We start from the raw sequence: 23,485 nt of genomic DNA on the forward strand, positions 1-23,485 counted from the left end.
CACCTGCTCCGCCGGCGGGCGGGGGTCCCGATGGGCTTCAGCCTCGAGTACGTCAGCTGACCGTGTCGCTGCCGCTGTCCGGGCGTTGGCGGGCGAACGCGTCGCGCTTGCCCCAACGGCCGGGGATGTCCAGCAGCGCGATCCGCCCGAACGCGGACGGCAGCGCCGGATCCACGGCCAGGTGGTCGTCGTGCGGGTTGATCCCGAGCATGGTGCGGATCAGCAGCATGCAGGCCGCACTGGACCACGCCTGCGGGCTGCCCGCGGTCGGATACCGGATCGGGAACCGGGTGGTGTCCCGGTCGAACCCGCCGAACGCCTCGGGCAGACGACCCTCGAAGTAGGTGGCGGCGGAGAGGATACCCTCGGCGATGCGGGCCGCCTCGTTGCCGAACCCGTAACGGCGCAGACCCCAGGCGATGAACGAGTTGTCGAACGGCCAGACCGTGCCGTTGTGGTAGCCGAGCGGGTTGTAGCGGCGTTGCCCCTCGGCGAACGTCCGCACACCCCAACCGGAGAAGAGCGCCGGACCCATCAGGTGCTCGACCACCCGGGCAGCCCGCTCCGGTGGCACGATGCCGCTCCACAACAGGTGCCCGATGTTGGACGACAGCCCGTCCACGGGGGTGCCGTCGTGGTCGAGCGCGAGGGCGTAGAAGCCGCGGTCCTCAAGCCAGAAGTCCCGGTTGAACCGGTCGTACAGGGCCGCCGCCTCGCTTTCCAGCCGCTCGGCGTAGGCAGTGTCACCCCAGAAGGCGCGGGCCAGTCGTGCCCCCCGGATCTTCGCGTCGTAGGCGTACCCCTGGGTCTCGCAGGTGGCCCTCGGGAAGCCCGGCAGTCGGCCGTCGGCATAGGAGATGCTGTCCCAGGAGTCCTTCCAGCACTGGTTGTCCAGGCCGGTGACGCGGTTGCGTCGCTGGTACCAGACGTAGCCGGTGGAGGTGAGGTCCGCGTACAAATCGATCCAGGCCAGGGCCGCGCGGGCTTCCTGCTCCAGCTCCATCACCAGCGCGGTGTCGCCGCTCCACCGCTCGTACTCGTCGAGCAGCACCACGAACAGCGGCGTGGCGTCCACCGTGCCGTAGTAGGGCGAGTGCGGCTGTTCCTCGAACGCGGCCGACTCCCCGTAGCGCAGCTCGTGCAGGATCCGGCCCGGGTCCTCCTCCAGGACATCGTCGGTCCGGACGCCCTGCAACGACGCGAGGATGCGCAGCGTCGGTGGGGTCAGCGACGGGGTGACGGGCAGGGTCTGCAGGCAGGTCAACAGGCTGTCGCGGCCGAACAGGGTCATGAACCAGGGCAACCCGGCCGCGGGTACGCTCGCGCCGCTGAGCGAGAGCGGGGCGAAGCGCACCGCCGCCAGGTCCAGCAGGCTGCGGTGGTAGACCTGCTGGAGGCCGACGCTCTCGGTGTCCAGGGTCGGGGCCGCCGCGACCCAGGCTCGCACGCTGGCAGGCAGGGTGGATTCGTCCGGCCGTTGGGCGCGCAGGGCGGAGCGCAGGTCGACGCCGTCCGGACGCAACGCCAGCATGACAGCCTGCAACCGGGTCGACCACTGCTGCTCGGGGCGCAGCCGGACCGTGAACCGGAGGCCGCCCGGGTCGAACTCCGCGGGCTCACTCGCCGACACGACGACCTCACGGCGGTAGGTGCCGCGCCGGTAGCCCAGGCGCAACTCGTTCGGGCCGACGTGCGTGTAGTACGCGCCGCTCTTGGCGCCGGTGTCGAACTTGATCTCGAAGATGTCGGCGAAGTCGGCGGCCACCTCCAGACGCACGTCGAGCGTCATGTCCCGCTCGCCGTAATTGAAGATCGTCAGCGACTCGGTGAGGTCCGGGCCGATGCGCCTGCGACGAATGGCCGACACGTCGGCCTCCACGTAGTCCACCGCCGCGCCCGGCACCGCGAAGAACGTGACCTCGAAGTACTGGCTGTCGTCGACCGACAGCGCTGTCATGCACTCGCCGTTGACGGTGAGCCTCCAGCGGGACAGGAAGCGTGTGTCAGCGGCGAAGAGGCCGACCGGGGTGCTCGGGGACGACTGCACGTCGCCGCTGGCGTCGGACACCATGAAGGTGTTGCCGTCGATGCACGCCACGGTGCCCGCGATGTCCCTCATCGGTCACGTCCCACTGTCGGGATCCTCGCGCTGAAGCCGCCCGGGCTCTCGCGGAAACAGTCGCCCGAGGCGCAACGCCAGGGCGAGATCGCCGTCGACCATGATCTCGCCCCGGGTGAGCGCCGCCAGCCCGTTCACCTCGCCCCGCGCCATCGCGTCCGCGAGCTGCGCCGACACCCGGATCACAGTGGTGGCGGGGGCACCGCTTCGGGTCACCCGCATCCGGCCATGATCGATGTTCAGCATCCACTGCTCCAGGTTGCCGTCGTCGCCGATGTCGAATCGCACGCTGCCAGAGACCTTGCTGAACCGTGGATCCTGGCCAGCGACCGTCAACCGCTCGAAGAAGGCGCTGGTCTCCGACATCCCACCTCCCCGGACGCTGGTCAGAGCGAATGCCGGCTACCCGCTGCCGCGCACTCCTAACGCCGGTGGCGCCCTTGTTCAGGGTGCGAGCGAGAAGCGGGTCCAGGTGGTCGCGTCGGTGGTGACGAGGACGTGGTCCGGCTCGCCCGTCGACCCGTCGTCACGCCAGAAGAGCCAGGCGTAGCCGGGCGCGACACTGACCGAACCGACGACCCGGCCGTACTCCCGGGCGACAGTGAAGTTTCGTCCATCGTCCCGGCTGACCAGCAGCAGCGCGCGGCGGTCGGGTTCGGCGCCTTCCCCGGGAGTGATGGCCAGCAGGGAGCCGTCCGACCCCACAGTGAGGTCGTAGTGCAGATGCGCCGGCAACTCGGCGCCGGTGTCCGTCCAGGTCTTCGCACCGTCGGTGGTCCGCAGCAGCCGCACCCCGCCAGCCGGCTTCGTCGACTGGGTCAGCACGTACCCTTCCCGATCGTCGAGCCCGACCGCCGTGATCACCACCGCGTCGGCGCCCACCTTCCAGGTGGTCCAGGTCGCCCCTCGGTCGGCGCTACGGGCGACTGTCGCCCCCTGGGAGCCGCCTGTCTGGTACGTGGCCCAGATGCTGCCGTCCGCTGCCGGGTAGAGGCTGAACAGCGACAGCAACGTGGGCGCCGGGGTGGTGAGGCGGTACACCGTTCCGCTCGACGGGTCCACCGCCAGCGGCTCCGACACCGCCTCACAGCCGAATCCGCAGGAGACAGGTCGGGCCGTCGCCGGGAAGGTGGGCACGGCGACGATCGCGGAATCCGCATCCCGCCAGGTGCGGCCGTAGTCGGTGGAGAGGTGGGCCAGGCCGTAGTCGGTGACCAGGTACGACCGCTCACCGAGCACGGAGAAGTCCATGCTGCTGCTCGGCGTCGCTGAGGCGGTGTCGGCCGCACATCGGGTGCCCTCGAAGCGCGCCGCGTCCCAGTCCGACCAACTGCGGCCGTCGTCGCCGGTGTACGCGAAGCGCACAACGCAGCCGTCCTGCCGCACGTCGACCCCGGAGTCGGGCCCGGTCAGCGTGAATTCGCTGAACTGCGCACCTGACGGTCTCGGCGGGTCGGCCGGCGTGCCCCGGTCCGGCTCGACCACCAGCGGTACGACCGTCAGCCCGGCCAGGACGACCAGTGCGGTGGTCACCGTCGCGACCGACCGGCGCCGACGGGATCGGGCAGTGGTGCGCAGCTCGTCGAGGGGCGGCTGCGACACGGCCTCGGTGACGGTGTCGACGTCGAACCCGGAGAACTCACGACCGGACATCGATCCTCCCGGTTTCCGTGGCGTCAGTGTCGGCGAGCAACGCCGCCAGAGCGACCCGGCCCCGCGACAGCCGGGACTTCACCGTCCCCGACGACACGCCCAGCGTCGCGGCGACCTCGTCCACCGGCAGGTCGACGAGGTAGTGCAGGGCCAGCGCATGTCGCTGCCCCTCGGGCAGCACGCGCAGCGCGGACAGCAGGGCGAGGTGCTCCGGGGAGTGGTCGGCGACGGCCGGCGGTGGACCGATGCGGCGCAGCAGCCCGTCGAGCACCCGACGGCGGCGGTACCGGCTGCGGGCCCAGTTCACCGCGACGCGACGCAACCAGGCCTCCGGGTTCTCCAGCTCGGCGAACCGCCCTGGCGCCATCAGTGCTCGCGTGAACGCCTCCTGGACCGCCTCCTGCGCCTCGGTCAGGTCACCGGTCACCGCGTACAGCTGAACGACGAGGCGTCGGAAACAGCTGGCGTAGAGCTCGGAGATCGGATCGCCGTCGGACACCGTCACCCCCCTTCTCCACCACTCCCACCCACGGGCCCGGGAGAAGGTTCCGGCGGCCGGCCAGAATCCGGGTCAGTCGAGGTTGAAGTCCACCACGACGGGCGCCCGGCGGACCCGCACGGCAGTCGCGGCGTCGAAGCCGGCTGCGTCGCGGTGCCAGACCGGCGGGGCGTACGCGCAGTCGCAGCGCAGCTTCACCCGCTGCCCGGGGAGCAGGCGCAGGGCGTAACCGCTGCCCGCGTCCGCCACGCCGGCCAGGTCCCCGGTCGCCGCGTCGAACGCGATCACCTGGGCGTAGGTGGCCAGCTCGTCGACCACTACCGCTCCACCCAGCGGTACGCCGGCGGGCAGCGCCTGGTTCAGGGTCGCCGTCTGGTGCGCGCGGACCCGCACCGGCCGTGCCTGCTGCCGACCGCCCACCCCACCGGACCACACGGTCGCCAGCCCGGCGGCGGCGAACTGCACGGGCCAGTGGTACGGGCCGAGACCGGTGATCGTGTAGCGGCCGTCCTCGTCGGTGGTCGGGCCGTGGTCGTCGTACTTGGGATGCGGCACGTACGGCACGACCATGACCAGGGCGCGGTTGACCGGTGCGCCGGTCGCCGCGTCGGTCACCACTCCGACGATGGTGCCCGGCGGGTCGAGCCGGACGGTCGGCGCGTCGGTCACCGCGCCGCCCCGGACCTGGACCACCTGTGCCCGCTCACCGTCGCCGGTGCCGCCGTGCCGGCCCACCCACTGCCAGCCGTGCGTCGTCGTGTCGTAGGGGCGCACCAGCAGCCGGTACTTCCCCGGGGCGACGTCCCCGGTCACCAGGACGCCCTGCTCGTCGGCGCACCCCCCGTACCGTCCGAGCTGGTCCTCGCCGAGCGTGACCGCCGCCAACGCCGCGGCGTCCACCGGGACGAGCGCCGCGCAGGCCCGGGGGACCGGGACGCCGGTGGCCGCGTCGCGCACCACGGTGCGGACGCCGCCGGGCGCGGACGACCCGGGGGAACGCGCGGCGGCCGGCGCGGCGGCTTCGACGACGAGCAGGGCGACGGCGATGGTGGCGGTCAGGTGGCGTAGGAGTGTGCGGCTCACTGGCGTGGTCCTTCCGGTGTCGCGGCGACGGTGAGCAGACGGTAACGTTCGGTATTTGATCCATATCGGTCAATGTCGTGATGCTGACTGAGCGAGGCGCACAACTCGCCCGTGCGCCTCGAATGCCGCGATATGCCCGAATGTGGCGCAGAGGTCACGGGTACCGCATAGCGTCACGGGGGCGGAACCCCCGCCGCTCCCGCCAGCGGACCGGCGGCGCCGCCCACCGGAAGGAACCGGACATGAGTCGTGTCGACACTGTGCTCCTGCCGGAGCTGGACGGGCCGGTGCCGGCGACGCTGCCGAGCGCGCTCGGCCTGCTGAGCCTGGCCCTGGGGGTAGGCGCCCTTGTCGCTCCCGGACCCGTCGCGCGACTGACCGGGGTGGACGACTCCCCGGCCGCGCGGTCCGTGCTCCCGGCCATCGGTCTGCGGGAGTTGGGCAGCGCCGCCGGCCTGCTCAGCGGTCGCCGACCGGCCGGCTGGGCCTGGAGCCGAGTGGCCGGCGACGCGATGGACCTCACACTGCTCGGGCGGGCCCTCGCCGACCGTGGCGGTGAACGCCGCCGCCGGGTCGCGCTGACCACCCTCGCCATCGCCGGCATCACCGCCATCGATGCGCTCGCCGCCATCCGCATCGGCCAGGCGCGACGGGCCCGCGCGCGGGTGATCCGGATGGAGATCGCGGTGACGGTGAACCGGTCGCCCGCCGAGGCGTACCGGTTCTGGCGGGACATGGAGAACCTGCCCCGGTTCATGGCACACCTGGAGTCCGTCCGCGCCGACGACCTGCGCCGTTCGCACTGGATCGCCCGTGGTCCGGCCGGGCACCGCGTCGAGTGGGACGCCGAGATCATCGACGACCAGCCGAACAAGTCGATCACCTGGCGGTCGCTGCCAGGGACCCGGGTGCCCAACGCCGGCCGGGTCCGGTTCGTGCCCGCGCCCGGTGACCGGGGGACCGAGGTGCGGGTGGAGCTGCGCTACGCGCCACCGGCCGGCGCGCTCGGCCGAGCGGTGGCGAAGCTCTTCGGCGAGGAACCCGAGCAGCAGGTCCGCGACGACCTGCGCCGGTTCAAGCAGGTGCTGGAGACCGGCGAGGTCGTCCGCTCGGAGGGCAGCCCCAACGGCATCTCCGTACGCCAACAGGCCATGCAGCGACCCGCCCAGCCCCTGCCCGCGTCCCGCCGCTGACCGCCCGAGCTCTCCGAAAGGGACCGCTGATGAAGGCCACCGCCTGGATGGGCACCGACAGCGTCAAGGTCATCGACGTACCCGACCCGAAGATCATGAACGCTCGGGACGCGATCGTCCGGATCAGCACCACCGCGATCTGCGGCTCCGACCTGCACCTCTACCACGGCTACATCCCCGCGATGCGCAAGGGCGACATCCTCGGCCACGAGTTCATGGGCGAGGTGGTGGAGGTGGGCCCCCAGGTCCGCAACCTCGCCCCCGGCGACCGGGTGGTCGTGCCCTTCCCGATCGCCTGCGGGCACTGCTCGTCCTGCCAGCGCGGCCTCTACTCGGTCTGCGAGAACTCCAACCCGAACGCCGGCATCGCCGAGAAGATCATGGGGCACTCGCCGGCCGGCATCTTCGGCTACTCGCACCTGCTCGGCGGCTACGCCGGTGGCCAGGCCGAGTACGCCAGGGTGCCGTTCGCCGACGTCGGCCCGGTCAAGGTGCCCGACGAGATCAGCGACGACCAGGCGGTCATGCTGGCCGACGTGTTCCCGACCGGCTACATGGGCGCTGAGATGTGCGACATCAAACCCGGGCAGGTCATCGCCGTCTGGGGCGCCGGGCCGGTCGGGCTGCTCGCCGCGGCCAGCGCCCGGCTGCTCGGCGCGGAGCGGGTGATCGTCATCGACCGGTTCCCGTACCGGCTGCGGCGGGCCGAGGAGCACATCGACGCCGAGACGATCAACTACGAGGAAGTCGACGTCCTGGACACCCTCAACGAGATGACCGCCGGCCGGGGCCCCGACGCGTGCATCGACGCGGTGGGCCTGGAGGGCCACCACGGCAACGCCGCCCTGTACGCGTACGACCGGGCCAAGCAGGCCGCGCGTGTCGAGACGGAACGACCGTTCGCACTCCGGCAGGCGATCCTCGCCTGCCGCTCCGGCGGGGTGGTCTCGGTCGTCGGCGCGTACGGCGGTTTCGTCGACAAGTTCCCGATGGGCGCGTTCATGAACCGCTCGCTGATCATGCGGACCGGTCAGTGCCACGTCCAGCGCTACACCCGGCCGCTCCTGGAGCGCATCCAGCGCGGCGAGATCGACCCGAGCTTCATCGTCAGCCACCGGATGCCGCTGCGTGACGCACCGAAGGGCTACAAGATCTTCCAGAAGAAGCAGGACGACTGCACGAAGGTGCTGCTCAAGGTCTGACTGGCGGCCAGGTCTGCCGGCGGGGAAGTTCTTCGCGCGCTGTCCTTCGGAGCTGATGTCGTCAACGATTCAGCTCCAAAGGAGCCGACCAGAGCCTCGGCTGTCAACGCCGGTCGCTCTGCGCGCGCACGGCGCAGAACCCGCACTCGGCTCTGCGTGAGCTAGCGTGTCGCCATGGAAAGTGGCGATATGTCGATGTCTGTCTCGGCCGATCTCACTATCCGGCTACGGCCGGTTGCCGAGCCCGACCTGACGATCTTCCGCCGGCTCCGCACCGAGCCGGGCCTGATCGGTCTGGACTGGGCCGGCTTCAGCGACGCCGGGGCGCCGGCACGGCGGTTCGCCGTCGACGGCTACCTCGGCGAGGACGACGGACGGCTCGTCGTGGAGGTCGAGCAGGAGCAGGCCGCCGCCGGCATCGTCAGCTACACCGCCAGGCGTTACGCCGGACGGGCGTCGTACTGGGATATCGGCATCGTCCTGCTGCCGCAGTGGCGGGGGAGAGGCATCGGCTGGCGCGCCCAGGCGTTGCTCTGCGACTACCTCTTCCACCACACCCCGGCCCAGCGCATCCAGGCCGGCACGCACCCGGAGAACGTCGCCGAGCAACGAGCGTTGGAGAAGGCCGGCTTCCAGCTCGAGGGCGTCGTGCGGGCCAGCGAGTTTCGGGCCGGCCAGTGGCGCGACGGCTATCTGTACAGCCGGTTGCGCGACGACCCGTCCCCCTGGGACCAGAGCCGCAGGTCTGAACTCTAGGCCTGGCGCGGACGAACCCCCGGCTCCACAGTCAGGGTCCCTGCCGCGGCGTCGATCGTGGCGTGCGAGCCCAGCGGAACGGTGAGCTGCCCGTTGCCGTGCCCCAGCCGCAGCCCGCCCAGGACCGGCACGCCAAGGTCGTACAGGCGGTCCTTGAGCACCGCTGCCGCATCCCACTCGCCCGGCTCGGCGACACTGTCGGTGATCTGGCCGATGACCACACCGGCGACCCTGCGCAGCACGCCGACCCGGCGCAGCTCGGTCAGCATGCTGTCGATGCTGTACGGAGCCTCGTCCACGTCCTCGAAGAAGAGGATCGCGCCGTCGAACTTCGGAGAGTCCTCCGCACCGAGCGAGGTGGAGATCAGCGTCAGGCAACCGCCGAGCAGCGGGCCTGACGCCCGCCCCGGCACCACGACGGAAGCGGCTGTCTCGGCCGGGTCCCGGGAGATGGTGACCGGTGCGGTGGTCATCACCGCCCTGCGGAGGGCCTCGGCCGACTCGGGGCCGGTGCGGGCGTCACTCCAGTTGACCATGGGGCCGTAGAAGGTGACCAGGCCCGTCTCCCGCCAGAGCTTGCCGTGGATGCTGGTGATGTCGCTGAAACCGACGACCACCCGAGGGTCGCGGCGCAGAACGGACACGTCGATCTGGTCGACGATCCGCTGCGTGCCGTAACCACCCCGCGCGGCGAACACGGCCCGGATGCCCGGGTCGGTGAGCGCGGCGTTCAGGTCGGCCAGCCGCTGCGCGTCGGTGCCGGCCAGATAGCCGTACTTGGTGAATACGTGCTTGCCCAGCTCGACCTCCAGGCCCCAGCTCCGCAGAATCTCGATGCCGCGCGCCATGTTCGTGGGGTCGGGCGTGCTGCCGGGCGAGACCACCCGGACCCGGTCACCGAGTGCCAGCGCCGGCGCCCGCACGACGCGCTTCGCACCGACCGGCGCGGCCTGCGCGGACGCGGCCTGCGCCGAGCCGACGAGCACCGCGCCACCGGCCGCCGCCGCTCCCATCCGCAGCATGTGCCGACGGGACAGGGGCACTCCGGGCCCTTCGATCGTGGCTGGGTCTGTTCCAGAAGTGGCCACCGGCGTCCCCTCATCGTGATCAGACGATGTGTGCGAGCTGCCACAGCCTATGACAGCCATCGATCGGCGTGGGGGTCCACAAGGGACAATGCGCGTTCAAGCGAACTCGCGGTGCCACTGCACCACCGGGCGGGTCTCCGACACGGCCCGGCCCTGGCTCAGCTGCAACGCGGAGTGGCGTGACTGGCATGTTTTGTGAGGCCCCGCCCGCCGATGGCGGGGAGTCCGGATCCGCCGGTGACCCCGTTTGTCGCCGGGGAGTCTGGGAACTCGACCCGTTCGTCAACAGGCACGCCTGACGGCATGCCGACGAGACCGAAGGAGCGGGGCATGGAGTACGAGCAGATGATCGCCACGGTACGACAGCGCGCGGGCCTCGGTGAGAACGAGGCCGTACGGTCCATACAGGCCGTTCTGTCGGTGCTCGGTGAACGGCTCGCCGGACAGGAGGCGGACAACCTGGCGGCACAGCTACCGGAACGGCTGAACGGGTCCGTCACCCGCAACCCGCAGGGCCGCCGGTGGGACGTCGGCGAGTTCCTCAAGAACGTCGGGGATCGCGAGCAGGTCGCGAACGCGGACCAGGTGCGTCAGCACGCCCAGGCGGTGCTGCGTACCGTCGCCGAGGCGCTCAACGACGACGAGCGACACGACCTGCTCGCCCAGCTTCCCGGCGGCATCATCGACCTCTTCGGTGTGCCCACCCCGCGAGGCTGAGCCCCGCGCCGATCGGGCCACCCGTCCGGTGTGCTCACGGGATCGGCCACTCGTGCACCGGTCGGTTGCTGTGCATCAGGTCGACGTAGTGCCTGACCACCTCGCGCAGCGCCTCCGGCCGGTCCAGGTGGTCGGTCGACTCCAACCGGTGCAGCGTCTCCACCTGCCAGGTCGCGCCGTTGCGGCCAGTCAGGCAGCGCTGCTCGATGACGCCGAGCAACCGGTCACGCTCGGCCGGGTCGAGGCCCCACCGGTCCAGACCGTGGTGCGCCATCGGCAGCAACCGGCGCAACACCAACTCGCTGACGGGCAGGTAACCGAGACCGGGCCAGAAGACCTGCGCGTCGATGCCGTGCCGGGCGCAGCTGGTGAAGTTCTCCTCGGCGGCGCTGAACGACATCTGCGACCACAGTGGCCGGTCCGACTCGGCCAGGGCGCGCACCAACCCGAAGTAGAAGGCGCCGTTGGCGATGGTGTCCAGCACGGTCGGGCCGGCGGGCAGCACCCGATTCTCCACCCGCAGGTGCGGCCGGCCCCGCGACACGTCGTACACCGGGCGGTTCCACCGGTACACGGTGCCGTTGTGCAGGCGCAGCTCGGCCAGATTGGGCACCTCACCGGCCGCGAGGGCCTGCGCCGGGTCCTCCGGGTCGCAGACCGGCAGGAGCGCCGGGAAGTAGCGCACGTTCTCCTCGAACAGGTCGAACACGCTGGTGATCCAGCGCTCGCCGAACCAGACCCGGGGGCGTACCCCCTGGGCTTTGATCTCCTCCGACCGGGTGTCGGTGGCCTGCTGGAACAGCGGGATGCGGGTCTCGCGCCACAGCTCCCGGCCGAAGAACAGCGGCGAGTTCGCGCCGACCGCGACCTGGATGCCAGCCACCGCCTGGGCGGCGTTCCAGTAGTCGGCGAACTGGGCGGGACTGACCTGGAGATGGAACTGGGTGCTGGTGCAGGCCGCCTCCGGGGTGATCGTGTCGGCGGTGACCGCCAACCGTTCCACCCCGCTGATGGCGATCGGCAGATCCTCACCGCGGGCCGCGAAGATCTGCTCGTTGAGCAACTTGTAGCGGGGGTTGGCCGACAGCGTCTCGGCGGTCAGGTGCTCGGGGCGCAGCGTCGGCAGAATGCCGATCATGACCATGTGCGCGCCGATCGCCCGGGCCTTCACCTCGGCGGCGTTGAGGCTGGCCCGCACGTACTCCTCGAAGTCGGCGGTGCCGGTGCCGGTCAGCCGGCGCGGCGGCACGTTGATCTCGACGTTGAACTGGCCCAGCTCGGTCTGGAAGCTCTCGTCGGCGATGGCCGCCAGCACGTCGGCGTTGCGCATCGTCGGATCCGACGTCTCGTCGACCAGGTTCAGCTCGATCTCCACGCCGGTCATCGGCCGGTCGAGGTCGAAGCGCGACTCGCGCAGCATCTCGGCGAAGACATCCAGGCAGCGGCGGACCTTGTCGCGGTATCGGGCTCGATCCTCTCGACTGAAGGTTCGTACGCCGACGTCCTCGCCCATGGTCACCACCCCGTCACCGCTGGTCCCCCTAACCTCGCACGTTGTCGGCGGGCGGGGGAAGACCCGAGGACCCTTTCCTACCCAACTGCCAGCCCTGTTAGCCCAGCCAGAGCGGACCGATAGCATTGCGCCCCGAGAGGTGGTGGCGTGCGGATGCGCGAGAAGGTGACCCGGCTGTTCGTCGCGGCGGCGATCGCCGAGGCCTGCTCCTGGCTGGCCCTGCTGGTCGGCATGCTGGTCAAGTACGGTCCGCCGGACAACGAGCTGGGCGTCAAGATCTTTGGGCCGATCCACGGCGGCCTGTTCGTCGCGTACGTCCTGCTGGTGCTGGCAGTGGCCCGACTGCACCGGTGGAGCCTGCTGGCCACGGCGGTGGCCCTGGCCAGCGCGGTGCCGCCGTTCGCCACACTGGTCTTCGAGCGCTGGGCCCGCCGCCGGGGCATGCTCGGCGTCGACCGGCAACCGGCCCGCGAGCCCGCCCCGGTCGGCTGAGCCGCCGAACCGCCCGCGCACCCCGCTGACCTGACCCGCCGACCTGCCGACCTGCCGACCCGCCGACCTGCCGACCCGCCGATCCGCCGACCTGTCGACCCGCCGGGGGTCGGTCAGGTCAGCGCGGAGCAGGCCGCCATGCCGGCCAGCAGCAGCGTGCCCAGGAACGCCTGCAACAGCAGTGGCGGCCCGAGATGCGACCAGAGCGTCGCCGTACGCGGGGTCAGTAACTGCCCGGTGGTGAGGTTGACGATCCGCTCGATCCGGGGCGGCAACTCCGGGTCGCGTTGCGGGCGCAGGGTGAGCTGCACCTGGTCGGCCGGGTGCAGGGCGCTCTGCGGCAGGTGCCCGTGCAGCTCCACCTCGCAGAGCTGACCGGCGGTGTTGCGGAGCCGCACCGGCGTGACCAGGTATTCCGGGCCCTGCTTCAGCTCCTTCCAGCGACGACGGGTGCCACCACCGCCGAACGAGAAGAGCGAGCGCAGCAGCAGCGCGGGCAGCCGGGCGAAGGCCGCCGCGGCGAGCACCGCCACCAGTACCGGCTGACCGACGCGTACCTCACGGGTGTAGCCGTCGAGCAGGCGGATCAACCGCCCGGTGACGATTCGTTCCGTCGGGTGCACGATCCGTCGCGTGTCGAGTCCGCTGTCCATTTCCACCACCGAGAGTCCGCATGTGTTCACAGATCGTATCGACGTCCTCGGTTGAACGACGTGAATGAAACCTGGTCACGGGCTCACGGCCGCGAGGTGACATCCCCCGCGACCCGGGTAAGCGGGGGGCCGAGCTGGAAAGGGGTCGAGCATGCAGCTGTCCTTCCTGCGCCCGCTCTACGACCGTCCCGGGCCGTGGTGCTCGGTGTATCTGGACGCCTCCGCGGACACGGAGGACGCCAAACCCGCACTGGATCTGCGCTGGCGTGCCCTGGAACGCAGCCTGGCCGAACAGGGGGCGGACGAGGCGAACATCGCCGCGCTGGACCGGGTGGTCCGAGGTCACGATCCGATGGTCGGGGACTACGGCCTGGCGGTCTTCGCCAGTCACGGCCAGGTGGTGCTCTCCGAGTACCTGTCCGCGCCGCCACTGCGGGACCTGGCCCACGTCGGCCCGTTGCCGCACGTGATGCCGCTGCTCGCGCAACGCGGCGAGCAGGTGGCCTGGGTACGTGTGGTCGCCGACCGGCTCGGCGCCGACGCGATGGCGGTCAGCGCCGGCGGGGTGCCCCGACGAGCGCACGTCGCCGGCCGGGACGAGTATCCGCTGCGGCGGGCGAAGCCCGGCGGCTGGTCCCAGTCGCGCTACCAGCGGGCGGCCATGGAGGCGTGGCACCAGAACGCCGGCGACGTCACCGCGGCCACCGTGCAGCTGGCCGACCGGGTCGGCGCGGACGTGGTGGTGGTCGCCGGTGACGTCCGGGCCACCGGAATGATCGCCGCCCAGATGCCGGAACGCTGGCAGGACCTGGTGGTCCGCACCGATGCCGGTTCGCGGGCCGGCGGCGCCGACCAGACGATGCTGGACGACCTCACGGTGCAGACCATCGCGGAGATCGCCGACCAGCGGATCAGCGCCGCGCTGGACAAGTTCGGCGTGCAGGAGGACGTGGGCGGCGGGCTCGACGCGGTCGTCTCGGCCCTGCAACGCAACCAGGTCGACATGATGATCATCGTGGACGACCCGTCGGCCAACGGTGAGTTGTGGATCGGCGCGGAACCCACCGAGATCGCCGTCGACCCGGGGCAGCTGGCCGCCATGTCGGTGGCCGACCCGCAGCGGGTACGCGCCGACGCGGCGCTGGTCCGGGCGCTCGTCGGCACCGACGCGGCTCTGACCGTGCTCGGCGCCGACGAGGCGCCCGACCTCACCGACGGCGTCGGCGCGGTACTGCGCTACGTCGACCCCAGCACACCGGGGCGCGGCAATGGTTGACCGAACGGTTGCGGACGTCGTGGTGGAGCGACTGCTGGCCTGGCGGGTACCCCGCGCCTTCGGATACCCGGGCGAGGCGATCGCTCCACTGGTCGACGCGCTGGACCGCACCGGCGGCGAGCCGGCATTCATCCCGGCCCGGCACGAGGAGACCGCCTCGTTCATGGCCACCGGCCACGCCAAGTTCACCGGCGGCATCGGGGTCTGCCTCGCCACTCAGGGCCCCAGCGCCGTCCAGCTGCTCAACGGCCTCTACGACGCCAAGCTGGACAGCAAACCGGTGGTGGCCATCGTCGGGGAGGACATCTCCGGGCCGCTCGGCGGCGCGCACCAGGAGATCGGGCTGAGCCGGCTCTTCGGTGACGTGTGCAACCAGTTCGTCCGGTACGGCCGCAGCCCCGACGAGGTGGGGGCGCTGCTGGACCAGGCGTTCCGGACGGCGGCGGCGACCCGCAGCCCGACGTGCGTGGTGCTGCCCCGACAGTTGCAGGAGGCGCTGGTACCCGACCTCCAGTCGTACAGCGCCGGGGTGATCACGGCGACCCCCGGCGAGCCGCTGGCCCGGGTCCTGCCGCACGAGGCGGACCTGGACGCCGCCGCGCAGCTGCTCGGCGGCGGTCAGCGGACCGCGATCCTGGTGGGCCAGGGTGGTCGGGACGCCGCTGCCGAGATCATCGAGATCGCCGACCGGCTGGGCGCCGGGGTGGCCACCTCGCTGCTCGGCAAGCCGGTGCTCGACGAGCGGTTGCCGTTCCACACCGGGGTGCTCGGCGAGGTCGGCACCCCGGCGGCGGCCGAGCTGATGGGTGGTTGTGACACCCTGCTGATGGTCGGCACCAACGACCCGTGGACCGACTACTTCCCGATGCCCGAGCAGGCGCGTACGGTGCAGATCGACATCGACGGCCGCCGGATCGGCACCCGGTACCCGGCCGACGTTCCGCTGGTCGGCGATGCCGCCGAGACGCTCCGGGCGCTGCTGAGCCGGTTGCGTGGCCGGTCCGAACAGCAGTGGCGCGCCACAGTGGAAAGTTCGGTGGACCGCTGGCGGGAGGTCGCGACCGAGCGGGCCGCCGCCGCCGCGGACCCGGTCAATCCGCAGCTCGTCCTGCAGGAGTTGTCCGCCCGGATGCCCGGCACCGCCGCGGTCGCCGTCGACGTGGGCTCGGTCCTCTACTGGTACGCCCGCCACCTCACCCTGCCACCGGGGGTCAACGCGCAGCTGTGCGGAACCCTCGGCTCGATGGGCTGCGCGCTGCCGTACGCGGTGGCGGCCAAGCTCGCCGCGCCCGACCAACCGGTGGTCGCGCTGGTGGGTGACGGGGCGATGCAGCTCAACGGGCTCGCCGAACTGATCACCGTCTCGCACCTCTGGCAGCAGTGGCGCGACCCGCGACTGGTCGTGCTGGTGCTCAACAACCGGGACCAGAACGGCATGGGTGGCGGGCGACAACCGTCGTCCGACCCCACCCACCGCCGCCCCGACGTGCCGTACGCCGGGTGGGCCCGGCTGCTGGGGCTGCACGGGGTGCGGGTGGACCGCCCGGAGCTGGTCGGCGCGGCCTGGGACGAGGCCCTCGCCGCGGACCGACCCTGCGTACTGGAGGCGGTCGTCGACCCGGCGGTGTCACTGGCACCGCCGGAGCCCGCCTTCGCCGACCTGCGCGGCCTGTACGCCGAGGGCGCTCCGGCCCGGAAGGTCCGTGAGCAGGTCGAGGTCACCGCGAGTGCGGACGATCTCGTTTAGCCACCCCGGACCAGGGCATGAGTAGCGGCCCGATGACGCTGGAGGTCCCATGTCCGAGCCCGCCGACCGCCGCTACGGTCCCGCGACAGTGCCGAGGGCACGTGGCCCGCTCTCCGCAGCGGTAGTGGAGGCTCTGCGGCACCCGCCGCACGACCTGCCGGCCGATCTCGGCGTCGACCTCCACCCGGCGGACCCCATCACCGACGAGGATCTGCAGCTGACGCTGTTCCTCTGCTACGAGCTGCACTACCGGGGCTGGCTCGGGGTGGACGAGTCGTGGGAGTGGCAGCCGACGCTGCTGGCGCTGCGTGGCCGCTGCGAACGGGTCTTCGAGGCGGCGCTGCGTCGGCTTGTCGGCACGCCGTCGGTGCCCGCCGCCGGGGTGGCGGCCGGCCTGGCCGAGGTGGTCGCCGCCGACGACGGTCCGGCGTTGGCCGCGACGCTGCAACGTCGCGCCGACCTCACCCAGTTCCGCGAGTTCGTCGCCCACCGCTCTGTCTACCACCTACGCGAGGCGGACCCGCACAGCTGGGCGCTGCCCCGCCTCGGTGGCCCGGCCAAGGCCGCGCTCGTGGAGATCCAGACCGACGAGTACGGCAACGGGCGGCTGGACCGGATGCACGCCGAGCTGTTCCGGAGCACCCTCGACCGGCTGGGCCTGGACACGGCCTACGGCGCGCACATCGACGTGGCGCCGGCGGTGACGTTGGCGACCAACAACCTGATGTCGCTGTTCGGGCTGCACCGGCGGTTGCGCGGCGCGCTGCTCGGGCACCTGGCCGCGTTCGAGATGACCTCCTCGCTGCCCAACCGTCGCTACGGCAACGGGTTGCGCCGGCTCGGCTTCGACGAGGTGGCCACCCGCTTCTACGACGAGCACGTCGAGGCCGACGCGGTGCACGAGCAGATCGCCGCGCACGACATGTGCGGCGGACTGGTCCGCGTCGAGCCGGCCCTCGCCCGCGACGTGCTGTTCGGCGCGGCGGCCGGGCTCGCTGTGGACCGGCTGTTCGCCGGGCACCTGCTGGACAGCTGGGCCGCGGGCCGCAGCTCGCTGCGCGCACCGGCCCCGCCGGCCGTGCCGCCCACTGTCTCGCTCGTCGCGTCGCCCGAGGTGGCCCCGCCCGCGTTCGTCTGATCCGAGCGGGCTTGTCGCCGGGTGGGGGGGCGTGCCGCCCCGGGTGGGACCTGTCGCCCCGGGTGGGACCTGCCGCCGGGTGGGGGACGTGCCGCCCCGGGTCCGCCCTTTGCTCTGCACCCGCCCATGCACCGCACACGGTCCGTAACTGGCGCGTGGGCGGGTGCAGAGCAAAGGGGACGTGCCTCTGGTGCGGTCCCTCCGCGCCCTGTCGCGGCCGCGTGACTCGGGGATGTGGCGTCAGCCCTCGCGGGTGGTGCCGGCGCGGAAGTTGATCGCCTTGTGGGTGCCGTCGCAGAACGGCTTGAGCGCCGACTTGCCGCACCGGCACAACGCCACAGTGCCCCGCCGCGCGTCGATGCGCTCGCCGTTCGGGGTGACCAACGCGAAGTCGCCGCGGACCAGCAGCGGTCCGTCCTCGTACGGGGTGATCGTGGCGGCGGCTGGCTCGCTGGTGTCGTCGGTGCGCATGGCCCCGGAAGTGCCCGTCCTGGCCCTGGCGAAACCCGAGCCGCCGAACGCCGGTGATGACCGGGGCACCCCGCTGACCAGCGGAATGTGCCGCCGGGTGGGTGATGCCCCGTTTGAACCCCATCGGGACGGGAAGCCGGGCCGCGTGGTGAGCGAACGAGGCAAGGTGGGGCCGGTGCACAAGGTGCACAAGGGGCTCACGGCTGATGGCGCCGGTCTCGCCGGCGACCGGGTCGTGGCCGCGGGCAGCTCCGCCCGGGTGCTGGTCGCCGCCACCGCCCGAGCACTGCGCGGGGTCGACTGCGCCGACCTCGGGCACACCGGGCCGACGTCGCGGTTCCCCGGCGCCCCCGAACCGGTACGCCGTGCCGCGGTCACCCGCGCCGCCGGCCGGGTCGCGCTCACCGTGGCCCAGATCGACGAGGTGGACGGCGCGAGGGTGGCCCGCTGGTTCGTCGACCAGTACCCCCGCCGCCGCTACCCGGGGGTGCTCATCGGCTCTCCGCACGGCGCTGCCGCGCACCTCGCGGTGGCCCTCGGGGTGCCGTGGCTGCCGGCGGGCTTCGAGATGACCGTGCACTGGTCCGACGGCGCGGTGGACCGCCCGGGGGACGCCGCGGAGCATGGCGCGGCACTCTCCGCCCGGTTGCTCGTCGGCAACGCCGACCTGCACCTGCGCCAGGTGCACTGCCCGGCCAGCCGTGGCGCGCTGACCGGGGCGACCGTCTCGCTGACCGCCACGTGGAGGGCCCTACCGGCCGCGTACGCGCGGTTCCTGGCCGACCGGCTGGTGCCGGGTGCCCCCGTGCTGCTGGTCCGCGACGCACGCACCTGGCCGGTGCTGGAGCGCGGACCGGGGCACAGCTTCCAGGTCGGCTGCCCGGGCAGTGGGCTGGACCCGGTGGACTTCCACCCGGACAGCCACGCGTTGCGGCAGGTGCTGCGCTCCGTCGGGGGCGACGCGACGCGGTGGGAGCCGCCGGAGGTGTCCGTGCCGTCGGCGTACGCCGAGCACGGCGTCGACTCGGGTTTCGAGCTGGCCGCGCGGGACTGGTCCACCCGGCACCAGCATCCGCTGCACCGGGTGTTGGTGCCCCGGCCGGCGGCACTGAGCGCGGGCGTGGCCGACCTCTACCGGCGGTGGCTGCGGCGCGCCGGCAAGACCGGTGACCGGTTGGTGGTGGAGTGCGGTCGACTGCTCGACCCGTGGCAGGTGGTGCGGGCGGGGCTGGTGCCGTACTGGTGTGAGAACGCCACCCGCCGCAGCGTCGACGAGGCCGAGTGGTGGCTGGCCGGCAGCGAGCCCTTCAGCTCGGTGGACGTGTTGCCCGAGCCGCCCGGGGTGCGCTCACCCGCGCTGGCCGGGCTGCCGCAGTGGCTGGCCGTCGCCGGGTTCGGCCGGCGGCGTCGGGCGCTGGACCGCACCACCGCCCGCGGGTACCCGGTCACCTCGGTGCCCACCCGCCGGGCCACCGAGGTGCTGCGCGCCCAGCCGTACGACCTGCCGGCGCCGCCCCCGCTGGGGGTCGCCGAGGCCCTCGCGGTGCTCCGCGACAGCGGCGGCCACCAGGGGTTGTTGGTCTCCTGAGACGGAGGACGCCGAAACTTCCTCGCGAACCCGGGGTCCCGTGATTGAGTACCTACGGAGCGGGAACATCGCTGGCTGCGACGGCCTGATTGCGCTGCGTAGAGGTGTTGTCGCCCGCTGGCATCCCAGTCACTGACCCACTTTCCGGCCCGGTGCGTGGCTCGACCACGCGCACGACCGGTTTCCCGATCCGGGCGGGGGACCTTCCTGAGGGAGGCGCGGATGTTCGGACAGACGAGCACGACCACGACCACGACCCCACCACCGCCCAACGATCGGGGTCTGGAGGATCTCGACGCGGCGGCGATGGCGTACGCGGCCCGGATCGCCGGGCTGCCGCCGGAGCGGCGGGGGGAGGCCCGGGACGACCTGGTGCGCTTCGCGCTGCCGTTCGCCGGCCGGCTGGCCCGCCGGTACCGGGGGCGGGGGGAGCCGCTGGAGGACCTGGAGCAGGTGGCCCGCCTGGGGCTGGTCAACGCCGTCGACCGCTATGACCCGGAACGGGGCTCCTTCACCGCCTACGCCGCCATCACCATCGTGGGCGAGATCAAACGGCACTTTCGGGACCGTACCTGGGGCGTGCACGTGCCCCGCCGGCTGCGGGACCTGATCCTCGAAGTGGGGCAGGCGACTGCCGCGCTCACCAGCGAGCTGTCCCGGGCCCCGTCCGTGGCCGAGCTGTCGGCCCGGTTGGAAACCCCGGAGGAGGAGATCCTCGCCGCCCTGGAGTCGGCGGCCGGCTACAGCCCGGCCTCGCTGAACGCCCCGGTGGGCGGGGAGAGCTCCGCCGAGTTCGGAGACCTGGTCGGAGAGTCCGACAACGCGTTGGAGTCGGTCGACGACCGGGTGACGGTGAGCGGTCTGCTGCACCGACTGCCCTGGCGTGAGCGACGGATCCTCGCGATGCGCTTCTACGGCAACCAGACCCAGGCCGAGATCGCCGCCCGGTTCGGCATCTCGCAGATGCACGTGTCCCGGTTGCTGTCGCGGGCGCTCACCTGGCTGCGTCAGGCGATGCTCGCCGACGCGCCGCCGCCGTGGCAGAACGGCGCCGCCGAACCCGACCCGGGCAAGACCCGGATCTCGGTCAAGCAGAACGGCGACTCGGTGGTGGTCGAGGTCGGCGGCGAGATCGACCGCGACGGCGCGGACCAGCTGCGCCGGGCCATGCTGGAGGCGGTCACCGGCCAGCCCAGCGAGGTGGTCGTCGACCTCGTCGGCGCGGGTGGCTTCGACGCCGGTGGGATCGCCGCGCTGATGGCCGGTCGGGACGCGGCGGAGCGCACCGGGGTGCCGCTGCGGCTGACCCGGGTCCAGCCCGCGGTACGCCGATCACTCACCGCCGCCGGCCTGGCGCCGGCCCGGGACTGACACACACGGACAGGCGAAGGGCCGACACCCCGCTGGGTGTCGGCCCTTTCGCGCGTACCCCTGGTCAGCGCTCTTCGGTGTTGCCGTCGCTGTGCGGATGGCGCCAGCGCTCGTGCGGCTTCGGCGCGTCCTCGGCGTCCTGCGGCGGGTCGGACTGCTCGAAGCTCGGCCGGCGGACGCCCTCGGGCTCCGGCACGTCCACCGGCCGGGCCCCGGAGCGCGGCGCGGGCTGGTAGTCGACCGCGTCGCGCGCGCCGTGCGCGCCCTCGGCGGCCGGCGACTCCGGGGCGTGGTGCTCCAGCCGGAACTCCTCGGCGAACTGCTGCGGCGGCTTGGTGGTGCGCTGCGGCAGGTCGCGTCCCAGATCGGCGACGAGCGGACCGTACTTCAGGTCGAAGGCGGGGCGCTCGGAACGGATCCGGGGCATCCGGTCGAAGTTGCGCAGCGGCGGCGGGCAACTCGTGGCCCACTCGAGGGAGTTGCCGAAGCCCCACGGGTCGTCCACCGTCACCACCGCCCCGTACCGCCAGGACTTCCAGGCGTTGTAGATGAAGAAGAGGGTGGACAGGCCGAGGATGAACGCGAAGATGCTGGAGATCGTGTTCAGGACGGTGAAGCCGTCGGTGGGCAGGTAGTCGGCGTACCGGCGCGGCATGCCCTCGGCGCCCAGCCAGTGGTGCACCAGGAAGGTGCCGTGGAAGCCGATGAACATGGTCCAGAAGTGCGCCTTGCCGAGCCGCTCGTCGAGCAGTCGTCCGGTCATCTTCGGCCACCAGAAGTAGTAGCCGCCGAACAGGGCGAAGACCACGGTGCCGAACACCACGTAGTGGAAGTGCGCCACCACGAAGTAGCTGTCGTGGGTGTGCCAGTCGACCGGCGGGCTGGCCAGCAGGACGCCGGTGAGGCCGCCGAGCAGGAAGGTGACCAGGAAGCCGATGGCGAACAGCATCGGCGTCTCGAAGGTGAGCTGGCCCTTCCACATGGTGCCGATCCAGTTGAAGAACTTCACACCGGTGGGCACCGCGATCAGGTAGCTCAGGATGCTGAAGAACGGCAGCAGCACCTGACCGGTGGCGAACATGTGGTGCGCCCAGACCGTCATCGACAGCACGGTGATGGCGATGGTGGCCAGCACGATCCCCGTGTAACCGAAGAGCGGCTTGCGAGAGAAGACCGGAATGATCTCGGTGATGATGCCGAAGAACGGCAACGCGATGATGTAGACCTCGGGATGGCCGAAGAACCAGAACAGGTGCTGCCAGAGCATCGGGCCGCCGGTGGCGGGGTCGTACACGTGCGCGTTGAGCAACCGGTCGGCCGAGAGCGCGAGCAGCGCGGCGGCCAGCAGCGGGAAGACGAGGATCACCAGCACGCTGGTGAACAGCATGTTCCAGGTGAAGATCGGCATCCGGAACATGGTCATGCCGGGCGCGCGCAGGGTGAGGATCGTGGTGATCAGGTTGACCGCGCCGAGGATGGTGCCGAGCCCGGAGACGACCAGGCCGAGCACCCACATGTTCGCCCCTACGCCGGGGCTGTGGTCCACGTCGCTGAGCGGGCTGTACGCGGTCCAGCCGAAGTCCGCCGAACCCCCCGGGGTGATGAACCCTCCGATCACCATGAGGCCGCCGAAGAGGTACAGCCAGTAGGCGAGCGCGTTGAGGCGGGGGAACGACACGTCCGGCGCGCCGATCTGGATCGGCACGATGTAGTTCGCGAACCCGAACGCCGCGGGTGTGGCGAACAGCAGCAGCATCACCGCGCCGTGCGAGGTGAAGAGCTGGTTGTACTGCTCGGAGGAGAGGAACTGCATCCCGGGGCGGGCCAACTCGGCCCGCATCACCATGGCCTGAAGCCCCGCCACCAGGAAGAACCCGAAGGAGGTCAGCAGATACAGCAGGCCGATCTGCTTGTGGTCGGTCGTGGCGAGGAACTTGATCAGGGAGTTTCCGGGGACCGGTGCCCGTACCGCTCCAGGAAACCCCCCGAAACGGGCCGGTGCCAGGATCGCCGGGCCCCGATCGCGACCGGGTTCCGTGGTTACCCGCTTGGGCATGGCTGCTCACCCCGTCGTGACGGCAGAAAGGACGGGCGTGCCTACCCGACCCTCGCACCATGTAACCAGGCCAGAGCGGTAAATTCGGTCAGAACGCTGGTACCGGGCGCAAGCGCCTCGAACGCTCAGGTTGCCGGCAGCATCGCCCAGACGGCCTTGCCCTGACCAGCCGGCACGCTGCCCCACCGCTGGGTCAGCTCCCGGACCAGCATCAACCCACGCCCACCCTCGGCGTGCAGGTCCGTCCCACCCGCACGGGCCTCGGCGCTGCTGCCGTCCACCACCGCCAGGTGCAGATACGGCCGGCGCAGGGTCACCGTCACCTGCATCGGCGTGCCGGCGTGACGCACCACGTTGCCGACCAGCTCGCTGAGCACCAACGCGGCCGGGCCGGACGCGTCGGGCAGGTTCCACCGCGCGCACGCCTCGGTGACCAGCTCCCGGGCCCGCCGGCAGGCCCCGGCCACCGGCTCCAGCCGGGCCCGCATCCGCAGCGTGGACGTCGTTCCGGCCAACCGGGTCGCCTCCGCGCAGTCCGCGGAGACCGGAAGCACCCGGCAGGCGGTCGACTCGGCCAGCCATCGGGCGGCGATCGGCGACGGGGAGCAGAGCAGCACCGGCACCGCCGGCCACTCCTCGGCCCGGCGGGCTGTCGCGGCGAACACCGACAGCGCCAACCGGTCCTCCACGCGCACCCCGGCCATGTCGACCACCAGCGCCTCCGGCTGGTCGACCAACGCGTCGCTGAGCGCCCGGTGCACCGAGCGCATCGTGCCCAGGTGCAGGGGGCCGGTGAGCCGGACGACCGCCACCGGCGCGGTGGTACGCACCTCGCAGGTGATCCCGCTCGACATCGGCGCCTCAATTCGC

The 23,485-nt window shown here is 71.8% G+C and carries 21 protein-coding genes; 10 read left to right on the forward strand and 11 right to left on the reverse strand.

Annotated elements, in window-relative coordinates; genetic code table 11:
• Window positions 1-52: 52 nt before the first annotated feature.
• The 5 genes from ACGF3C_RS30250 to ACGF3C_RS30270 all read right to left on the reverse strand — a co-directional run bounded on the left by ACGF3C_RS30250 (window position 53) and on the right by ACGF3C_RS30270 (window position 5,354).
• Window positions 53-2,119: a glycogen debranching N-terminal domain-containing protein gene (locus tag ACGF3C_RS30250; RefSeq protein ID WP_393227131.1), complete on the reverse strand. Its 2,067-nt coding sequence runs from the start codon at window positions 2,117-2,119 to the stop codon at window positions 53-55.
• Window positions 2,120-2,122: 3 nt separating this feature from the next.
• Complete coding sequence (locus ACGF3C_RS30255) at window positions 2,123-2,485, reverse strand: SCP2 sterol-binding domain-containing protein (RefSeq protein ID WP_357234210.1); 363 nt, start codon at window positions 2,483-2,485, stop codon at window positions 2,123-2,125.
• A 78-nt stretch (window positions 2,486-2,563) separates the two neighbouring features.
• Window positions 2,564-3,772, reverse strand: a complete 1,209-nt coding sequence (locus tag ACGF3C_RS30260; RefSeq protein ID WP_393227133.1) for a WD40/YVTN/BNR-like repeat-containing protein — start codon at window positions 3,770-3,772, stop codon at window positions 2,564-2,566.
• Entirely contained in the window at window positions 3,759-4,277 is a 519-nt protein-coding gene (locus ACGF3C_RS30265) for a sigma-70 family RNA polymerase sigma factor (protein ID WP_357202183.1), read from the reverse strand. Before ACGF3C_RS30265 ends, ACGF3C_RS30260 begins: the two co-directional genes overlap by 14 nt.
• Window positions 4,278-4,343: 66 nt before the next feature.
• Window positions 4,344-5,354: a carboxypeptidase regulatory-like domain-containing protein gene (locus ACGF3C_RS30270; RefSeq protein WP_393227135.1), complete on the reverse strand. Its 1,011-nt coding sequence runs from the start codon at window positions 5,352-5,354 to the stop codon at window positions 4,344-4,346.
• A gap of 242 nt (window positions 5,355-5,596) precedes the next feature.
• On the opposite strand from ACGF3C_RS30270, the gene ACGF3C_RS30275 reads away from it, so the two are divergent.
• From ACGF3C_RS30275 to ACGF3C_RS30285, 3 genes are all read left to right on the forward strand, one after another.
• Window positions 5,597-6,547 carry an SRPBCC family protein gene (locus tag ACGF3C_RS30275; protein ID WP_357232751.1) on the forward strand — a complete coding sequence of 317 codons (951 nt, stop codon included), beginning with the start codon at window positions 5,597-5,599 and terminating at the stop codon, window positions 6,545-6,547.
• Window positions 6,548-6,576: 29 nt separating this feature from the next.
• Window positions 6,577-7,749 carry a zinc-dependent alcohol dehydrogenase gene (locus ACGF3C_RS30280; protein ID WP_357232749.1) on the forward strand — a complete coding sequence of 391 codons (1,173 nt, stop codon included), beginning with the start codon at window positions 6,577-6,579 and terminating at the stop codon, window positions 7,747-7,749.
• 174 nt (window positions 7,750-7,923) lie between these two features.
• A complete protein-coding gene (locus ACGF3C_RS30285; RefSeq protein ID WP_357232746.1) occupies window positions 7,924-8,505 on the forward strand; it encodes a GNAT family protein in 582 nt (193 codons plus the stop codon).
• Here the strand turns inward: ACGF3C_RS30285 and ACGF3C_RS30290 are convergent.
• The gene (locus ACGF3C_RS30290) at window positions 8,502-9,548 is read right to left on the reverse strand and encodes an LD-carboxypeptidase (protein ID WP_393227138.1); all 1,047 of its coding nucleotides are present in this window, start codon (window positions 9,546-9,548) and stop codon (window positions 8,502-8,504) included. The genes ACGF3C_RS30285 and ACGF3C_RS30290 overlap by 4 nt on opposite strands.
• 375 nt (window positions 9,549-9,923) lie before the next feature.
• Between ACGF3C_RS30290 and ACGF3C_RS30295 the strand changes: the two genes are divergently transcribed.
• Window positions 9,924-10,310: a DUF2267 domain-containing protein gene (locus tag ACGF3C_RS30295; protein WP_350863431.1), complete on the forward strand. Its 387-nt coding sequence runs from the start codon at window positions 9,924-9,926 to the stop codon at window positions 10,308-10,310.
• 34 nt (window positions 10,311-10,344) lie between these two features.
• Here ACGF3C_RS30295 and ACGF3C_RS30300 read toward each other — a convergent pair whose 3' ends face one another.
• Entirely contained in the window at window positions 10,345-11,823 is a 1,479-nt protein-coding gene (locus ACGF3C_RS30300; RefSeq protein WP_393227140.1) for a glutamate--cysteine ligase, read from the reverse strand.
• A 153-nt stretch (window positions 11,824-11,976) separates the two neighbouring features.
• Between ACGF3C_RS30300 and ACGF3C_RS30305 the strand changes: the two genes are divergently transcribed.
• Window positions 11,977-12,315 carry a DUF3817 domain-containing protein gene (locus ACGF3C_RS30305; protein WP_355008027.1) on the forward strand — a complete coding sequence of 113 codons (339 nt, stop codon included), beginning with the start codon at window positions 11,977-11,979 and terminating at the stop codon, window positions 12,313-12,315.
• Window positions 12,316-12,428: 113 nt separating this feature from the next.
• Here ACGF3C_RS30305 and ACGF3C_RS30310 read toward each other — a convergent pair whose 3' ends face one another.
• Window positions 12,429-12,977, reverse strand: a complete 549-nt coding sequence (locus ACGF3C_RS30310) for a hypothetical protein (protein WP_357230880.1) — start codon at window positions 12,975-12,977, stop codon at window positions 12,429-12,431.
• A 142-nt stretch (window positions 12,978-13,119) separates the two neighbouring features.
• Between ACGF3C_RS30310 and ACGF3C_RS30315 the strand changes: the two genes are divergently transcribed.
• The 3 genes from ACGF3C_RS30315 to ACGF3C_RS30325 are packed head-to-tail and all read left to right on the forward strand — an operon-like array spanning window position 13,120 to window position 17,129.
• A complete protein-coding gene (locus ACGF3C_RS30315; protein ID WP_357230877.1) occupies window positions 13,120-14,244 on the forward strand; it encodes a Vms1/Ankzf1 family peptidyl-tRNA hydrolase in 1,125 nt (374 codons plus the stop codon).
• Entirely contained in the window at window positions 14,237-15,991 is a 1,755-nt protein-coding gene (locus tag ACGF3C_RS30320) for a thiamine pyrophosphate-binding protein (RefSeq protein WP_357230874.1), read from the forward strand. Before ACGF3C_RS30315 ends, ACGF3C_RS30320 begins: the two co-directional genes overlap by 8 nt.
• A 49-nt stretch (window positions 15,992-16,040) precedes the next feature.
• Window positions 16,041-17,129, forward strand: a complete 1,089-nt coding sequence (locus ACGF3C_RS30325; RefSeq protein WP_357230870.1) for an iron-containing redox enzyme family protein — start codon at window positions 16,041-16,043, stop codon at window positions 17,127-17,129.
• A 240-nt stretch (window positions 17,130-17,369) separates the two neighbouring features.
• Here the strand turns inward: ACGF3C_RS30325 and ACGF3C_RS30330 are convergent, their stop codons facing one another.
• Window positions 17,370-17,600, reverse strand: coding sequence for a CDGSH iron-sulfur domain-containing protein (locus ACGF3C_RS30330; RefSeq protein WP_355007868.1), 231 nt, complete (start codon window positions 17,598-17,600; stop codon window positions 17,370-17,372).
• A 145-nt stretch (window positions 17,601-17,745) separates the two neighbouring features.
• On the opposite strand from ACGF3C_RS30330, the gene ACGF3C_RS30335 reads away from it, so the two are divergent.
• Both ACGF3C_RS30335 and ACGF3C_RS30340 read left to right on the forward strand, forming a co-directional pair.
• Window positions 17,746-19,188 carry a hypothetical protein gene (locus ACGF3C_RS30335; RefSeq protein ID WP_393227143.1) on the forward strand — a complete coding sequence of 481 codons (1,443 nt, stop codon included), beginning with the start codon at window positions 17,746-17,748 and terminating at the stop codon, window positions 19,186-19,188.
• Between the two features lie 222 nt (window positions 19,189-19,410).
• Window positions 19,411-20,559 (forward strand): SigB/SigF/SigG family RNA polymerase sigma factor, encoded by a 1,149-nt coding sequence (locus ACGF3C_RS30340; RefSeq protein ID WP_091408326.1) that lies wholly within the window; start codon window positions 19,411-19,413, stop codon window positions 20,557-20,559.
• A 64-nt stretch (window positions 20,560-20,623) separates the two neighbouring features.
• Here ACGF3C_RS30340 and ctaD read toward each other — a convergent pair whose 3' ends face one another.
• On the reverse strand, window positions 20,624-22,615 hold the full coding sequence (gene ctaD, locus ACGF3C_RS30345) for a cytochrome c oxidase subunit I (RefSeq protein WP_393227145.1): 1,992 nt from the start codon (window positions 22,613-22,615) through the stop codon (window positions 20,624-20,626).
• A gap of 125 nt (window positions 22,616-22,740) precedes the next feature.
• Complete coding sequence (locus ACGF3C_RS30350; protein ID WP_357222335.1) at window positions 22,741-23,469, reverse strand: ATP-binding protein; 729 nt, start codon at window positions 23,467-23,469, stop codon at window positions 22,741-22,743.
• Window positions 23,470-23,485 lie beyond the last annotated feature (16 nt).

The sequence above is a fragment of the Micromonospora sp. NPDC047762 genome (assembly GCF_043204655.1).
Taxonomy (GTDB): domain Bacteria; phylum Actinomycetota; class Actinomycetes; order Mycobacteriales; family Micromonosporaceae; genus Micromonospora.